Source organism: Shewanella sp. NIFS-20-20 (genome assembly GCF_019209865.1).
Classification (GTDB): domain Bacteria; phylum Pseudomonadota; class Gammaproteobacteria; order Enterobacterales; family Shewanellaceae; genus Shewanella.
In genome coordinates, this window is record NZ_JAHUTT010000103.1 from 1 (window position 1) to 5,817 (window position 5,817).

The 5,817-nt window shown below is 44.7% G+C and carries 5 protein-coding genes; 4 read left to right on the forward strand and 1 reads right to left on the reverse strand.

From position 1 onward, the window contains the following. Positions 1 to 157: 157 nt before the first annotated feature. Complete coding sequence (ccmI, locus tag KU855_RS18495; protein WP_218532731.1) at positions 158 to 1,429, reverse strand: c-type cytochrome biogenesis protein CcmI; 1,272 nt, start codon at positions 1,427 to 1,429, stop codon at positions 158 to 160. A gap of 404 nt (positions 1,430 to 1,833) precedes the next feature. Between ccmI and KU855_RS18500 the strand changes: the two genes are divergently transcribed. From KU855_RS18500 to KU855_RS18515, 4 genes are read left to right on the forward strand one after another with little or no spacing between them, the layout of a single operon-like run. Further along, positions 1,834 to 3,801, forward strand: a complete 1,968-nt coding sequence (locus tag KU855_RS18500) for a heme lyase CcmF/NrfE family subunit (RefSeq protein ID WP_218532734.1) — start codon at positions 1,834 to 1,836, stop codon at positions 3,799 to 3,801. Between the two features lie 13 nt (positions 3,802 to 3,814). After that, positions 3,815 to 4,378 (forward strand): DsbE family thiol:disulfide interchange protein, encoded by a 564-nt coding sequence (locus KU855_RS18505; protein ID WP_218532736.1) that lies wholly within the window; start codon positions 3,815 to 3,817, stop codon positions 4,376 to 4,378. Further along, complete coding sequence (nrfF, locus tag KU855_RS18510; protein WP_218532747.1) at positions 4,375 to 4,851, forward strand: heme lyase NrfEFG subunit NrfF; 477 nt, start codon at positions 4,375 to 4,377, stop codon at positions 4,849 to 4,851. Before KU855_RS18505 ends, nrfF begins: the two co-directional genes overlap by 4 nt. Continuing rightward, positions 4,848 to 5,408 (forward strand): TlpA disulfide reductase family protein, encoded by a 561-nt coding sequence (locus KU855_RS18515; protein ID WP_218532749.1) that lies wholly within the window; start codon positions 4,848 to 4,850, stop codon positions 5,406 to 5,408. Before nrfF ends, KU855_RS18515 begins: the two co-directional genes overlap by 4 nt. Positions 5,409 to 5,817: the final 409 nt, after the last annotated feature.

Here is a 5,817-nt window from a genome sequence, read left to right on the forward strand (position 1 = left end):
ATTGATATGAGTACGCGCCAAAGCTTCTGAAAGTTGCATAAAAAAATCCGATGACAAGGGGTCATCGGATTTTGATCCTTTCAGTGAGATCGTCAAGCGATCTGTCTTAACTGATCGGCATTAGGCGATTGCCGGTTTTTTTATGGGGTGATGATGCTTATTGAACTAAGGTATCAATCACTAGTGTGCCATTACCGCCCACGCTTACGTTGGCCAGTTTACCCTGTAGATCACCTGGTTGCGGTCTAACGCTGCCATGCTTTGATAATACCGCAATGATTTCAACTGCGGTTGCATCACTCAGTTTCATGTCGCCGCCCATGTGAGTGGTATCATCTAAGATAACATTCGCGGGCAATGCCTTAGCGCTAATTTTAGTCGCCGCTAAAGGTACTTTGGCGCCATCAACGGGTCTGGCAAAAACAAATAACATATCCGTTGGACCAACTTGGTCGGCTAGTTCAGGGGCTATGCTAATGGCGATGGTGACGTTTGATGCCGCACTCGTAGCCATCGCTGATTCATTCGAGGCTTGTTGATGAGTGGCATCTTGTGGCATTTCACCGCTTTCTGCGCCTAAGCGCATTTTTGCTGTTTCAATAGCATTGATGACGGCGCTGCGATCGATGTCTGTTCTATCGCTGTTCAAAATTGTTTGCCAAGCATCAATGGCCGCGTTGTAGTTAGCATTAAAGAAAGCATTCATGCCGACCAGCAATAATGTCGAAGGATCCTGAGGGTCAAGCGACAATGCTTTATCAATCAACGCCTGGATGTCAGGGGTCATTTGTTGGTTGTTTTTGTAGTATAACGCCGTGGCCTTGGGTCCAATTAATTCTGCATGTAACCCGACAAGATCAATGACTTTATCGAATGCTTTGATAGCGTCATCATAACGATTGGCAGAGATATAAGCGTGACCTAAGTTAAACCAAGCTTGACTGTTATCTGGCTGAGCTTGGATCTGTTGTTCCATCATCATCACTTGTTGTGACATGATTTGTTCAGGCGTCATACCTGCATGTGGGTTGGCGGCGTTCATCGGCTGATTCAGCATTTGATATGCGCCTAAATGCTGATAGGCATAGGCGGCAATACCGACCAGAACGACCGATAGCATTGAGGGGATCAAAATGCTTTTTGGTTGAATGGTTGCCGTGAGCGACTCATCACTTCCTTGCTTCATATCTTGCAGCAAGCTGATCTCAAGCTCTTGTTTTAATGCGGCAAACTCTTGTTCATCGAGCAATTCATCTTGCAGTTCTTTTTCAAGAACCATGAGGCGCTCGTTAAACAATGCAATGTTGGTTTGATTACGAATACCAGCCGCTTCAGCGCGTAGCAACTTCTGTTGACGAAAATGCGGAACCCAAATCAGCAACAAGCTGACTAACACGACTAGAGCGATAAAAATCCAGAATGTGGTCATTATTTCACTTCACGTTAGTTACAAAATTGCGGCAATCTTGCCACACATATTGAACTGATTATACGGAAAGATGCTTCATTGAACATTAATATAAGAGCTGGTTCGCACTCGATGTTCCAGTTTGGGGACTGGTTCACATATTGAAACACAACGAGAAAATATCAGAAACTTTCATCAAGATATGATGTCAGACTGCGGTGCGCGTAATTTTGTTAATGAATTAACGCCAATGCAATATCTTAGAATGCGACCGCTGACCCATTATTTGGTCAAACTAGCAGACAGATACAATAGCAAACACTAAAATGAACAAAAATTCGTACAATCTAATGTGTAATTCATAGTATTGTGCGTTGATCGACGTAACGTTGTATCAACATTCACTGTGACACCGAGGAACCCCAATGATCCCTGAACTTGGACACTTCTCACTGATAATAGGTTTAGCTTTCGCCATCTTATTATCTTGTGTGCCCTTAATCGGTATTGCTCGCAAGGACCAGTATCTGGTGCGCTATGCCTGGCCATTAACTTATGGCATGTTTTTCTTTATTACTATATCCGTGATTACTTTAGGTTATTCATTTGCAGTAGATGATTTTTCTGTTGCTTATGTAGCGCATCACTCCAATTCACAACTGCCAATTTTCTTTAAAATTGCTGCAGTATGGGGTGGACATGAAGGCTCATTATTATTTTGGGTATTTTCATTAACGGCTTGGGCTGCAGCTGTCGCTACCTTTAGTCGTGGCTTAGAAGAAGTCTTTACTGCACGTGTACTCAGTATTTTGGCCTTTATTATCATCGGCTTTACTTTGTTCATGCTGTTGACTTCAAGCCCATTTGAACGGTTATTCCCTATCCCAGCCGAAGGTCGAGATCTTAACCCAATGCTGCAAGATGTCGGGTTAATCTTCCATCCTCCGATGCTGTATTTAGGCTATGTTGGCTTTGCGGTGAGCTTTGCCTTCGCGATTGCCGCCTTGATGAGTGGTCGTTTAGATTCTGCGTGGGCTCGTTGGAGCCGTCCATGGACCTTAGCTGCCTGGGTATTCTTAACCGGTGGTATCGCGTTAGGATCTTGGTGGGCTTACTATGAGCTTGGCTGGGGCGGTTGGTGGTTCTGGGATCCGGTAGAGAACGCATCCTTTATGCCATGGTTGATTGGTACTGCGCTGGTGCATTCAGTGATTGTGACTGAAAAGCGTGGTGCATTCCGTAACTGGACCGTCTTACTGTCTATCTTCGCTTTCTCATTGAGCTTGCTTGGTACCTTTATTGTACGTTCCGGTGTATTGACCTCGGTGCATTCATTTGCAGCCGATCCAAGCCGCGGTATGTTTATTCTATTATTGCTAGGTTTGGCTATCGGGGGCTCATTAACCCTATTTGCGTTCAGAGCCAGCGAAATGAATAGCCCTGCACGTTTTGAGTTATGGTCTCGTGAAACTATGCTGTTAGTGTGCAATGTCTTACTGACTGTTGCATGTGGCACAGTACTGCTAGGTACCTTGTATCCGCTGCTGATTGATGCGCTTAATATGGGCAAAATCTCAGTTGGCCCTCCATATTTCAATGCGGTATTTGTTCCCATTGTGTTGGTGCTGTTTGTGTTTATGGGTATTGGCCCTAACATTCGCTGGAAAAAAGCCAAAGCCGGTGAATCCAAGCGATTACTTACAGTCCCCGCTATCATTGCTGTGGTTGCTGGTATTGCGGCGCCGTTTGTCGCCGGTGGTGAGTTCAATATTTGGGTGGTGTTTGGTGTAGGTACTACCGTATGGGTTGTACTGGCCACCTTAGTTGCCGCTTACAACATGATAAAAAGTAAGCAAGGTGGGGTCGACTTCAGCCGGATGGGCCGTAGCCAACTCGGAATGGTACTTGCTCACCTCGGTATTGCGATGTCCATTTTTGGTGCCACCATGGTGTCAAACTACTCACTCGAAAAGAGTGTTCGTATGGGGCCTGGTGCCAGCCATGAATTAGCGGGATATACCTTTAACTATCTTGAAACTAAGAATGTTGTCGGTCCTAACTATACCGCTAAACAAGGGCAAGTAGAGATCACTCAAGATGGCGAGTTCGTCAGCCTGCTTAAACCCGATCGTCGTCAATACAATGTTCGTGTAATGGATATGACCGAGGCCGGCATTGATTGGGGCTTCACCCGCGATCTGTACGTGACCATGGGTGATCCCATCAGTCCAACTGAGTTTGCGGTTCGACTCAACTATAAACCTTATGTTCGTTGGATCTGGTTTGGCGGTATCTTTATGATGATCGGTGGTTTCTTCGCTGCTTCAGATAAACGCTATCGTGTTAAACAAACAGCGAAAGAATCCAATGCAGCCTCAGCTGTAACGGCTTAATAGGTAGATCGAAATGAAAAAGAATCGAATCATTCTCTTCATTCCATTGTTTATTTTTCTGGGGATGTCAGTGTTCTTATTTAAAGGACTCTTTCTTAGCCCAGAAAAATTAGACTCTGCATTAGAAGGAAAGCCGGTTCCGGCTTTCCAGTTACAGCAGTTGGAAGATCCAAATGCCCTGATCACTAATGATGATCTAAAAGGGCAAGTGGCACTTATGAATATTTGGGCAACTTGGTGTCCTAGCTGTAAGTATGAACATCCGTTTTTGATGAACCTTGCTCGGCAAAATATTGTGCCAATTTACGGGATCAACTATCGTGACGAGCGTGGCCTAGCCTTGCGTGAGTTGAATCGCGAAGGTGATCCCTATGCAATTAACATCTTTGATAAAGATGGACGTTTAGGCTTGGACATGGGGGTTTATGGCGCGCCAGAAACCTTCATCATCGACCACAATGGCATCATCAGATACCGCCATGCAGGCCCGGTCGATCAACAAGTGTGGCGTGAAACCTTACAGCCGATGGTTCAACAGTTACAAGCTGAAGCACAACAAGGGAGAGTCGCATCATGAAATTAGGTCATCTGCTATTGACTGGATTATTGATGTTGGTGAGCCTTGTTGCCCAAGCCACTCCTATTGATACCTATGAATTTAATAATCCAAGTAATCAACAGCGCGCGTTGACACTGGCTAATGAGCTGCGTTGTCCTCAATGTCAGAACCAAAACTTAGTTGATTCAAATTCTCCCGTCGCCAGAGACCTGCGCCTTGAAGTCTACAAAATGGTTGATGAAGGGAAGAGTGACGATCAGATCATTGAATTTATGACGACTCGTTACGGTGAATTTGTTTTATATAAGCCACGTATGGAAGCAAAAACTTATGCCTTATGGTTAGGCCCAGTGTTGCTTTTACTCGTTGGTCTATTTATCGCCTACAGTTTTATTCGTCGTCAACGTATTCGCCCTGAAGCACCGACTGCATTGTCGGCGGATGACCAGCAAGCGTTGCAACGCATCTTAAAAGGGAAGCAAGATAAATGAGAGTGCTCATCCAAGCATTTATCATCACTCTGTGCTTCGGTAGCGTCGCTGCATCCGCATATCCTGGGATGCAGCCGGCCGCAACGCCAGCTAAGCCGCAATCATCAGTGGATAAAATCCAACAATTACCAGAACCCTATGCTCTTGATCGCGTTAGTTTTACAGATAAGGAAGGCCACTCTGTAGATTTTAGCCAATATCAAGGCAAAGTCGTCATGGTAAACATGTGGGCGACTTGGTGTCCTCCTTGTGTTAGAGAACTGCCAGCGTTAGATGCGTTAGCTAAAAAATTGGATAAACAAGATTTTGTTGTGCTGCCAATATCCATCGACGCAGAAGGCCAATCCTTAGTGAAGCCTTTCTTATCACAGCTGGGGATGGCAGACTTCAATTCCTTCTATGATCAAAAGCAGGCATTGAGCGAGATCTTCCCATTAGATTATATTCCTGCGACCTTTATTCTTAATAAGCAGGGGCAATTGATCGCTTTTGTCCGTAGTTATGTAGATTGGTCAGATCCTAAAGCAGAGAAAATGATCCTTGAATGGTTGAAATAGCTGTTTTTGTAGAAATTTCATTCAAAAAGATCTGAAAAATGCCGTCATTGACTAAATCTTAGTCTGACGGCATTTTTTTTCATAAAAACACTTGCACTATTTAGTCCGCTCCCTATAATGCGCCCCATCGACACGAGATGAGGCGGCAACGTCACTTGAAGTGAAGATTCACTCACTGACTAACGCACTGAGTGGTCGCGAAAAGAAATTGAAAAATGACTTGACGCACATTGGGAAATGCGTAGAATACGCTTCCCTGAGCTGACGAGAAGTTGGCTCCAAAGCCCACAGCGGCAACGTTCTTTAACAAGTAGAAGACAAGCAAATCTGTGTGGACATTCACAGTAGTTGATAAATCGACAACGATTTAAAACGTCTCGCAAGAGACTTCAACGAAGATGTCCGCATA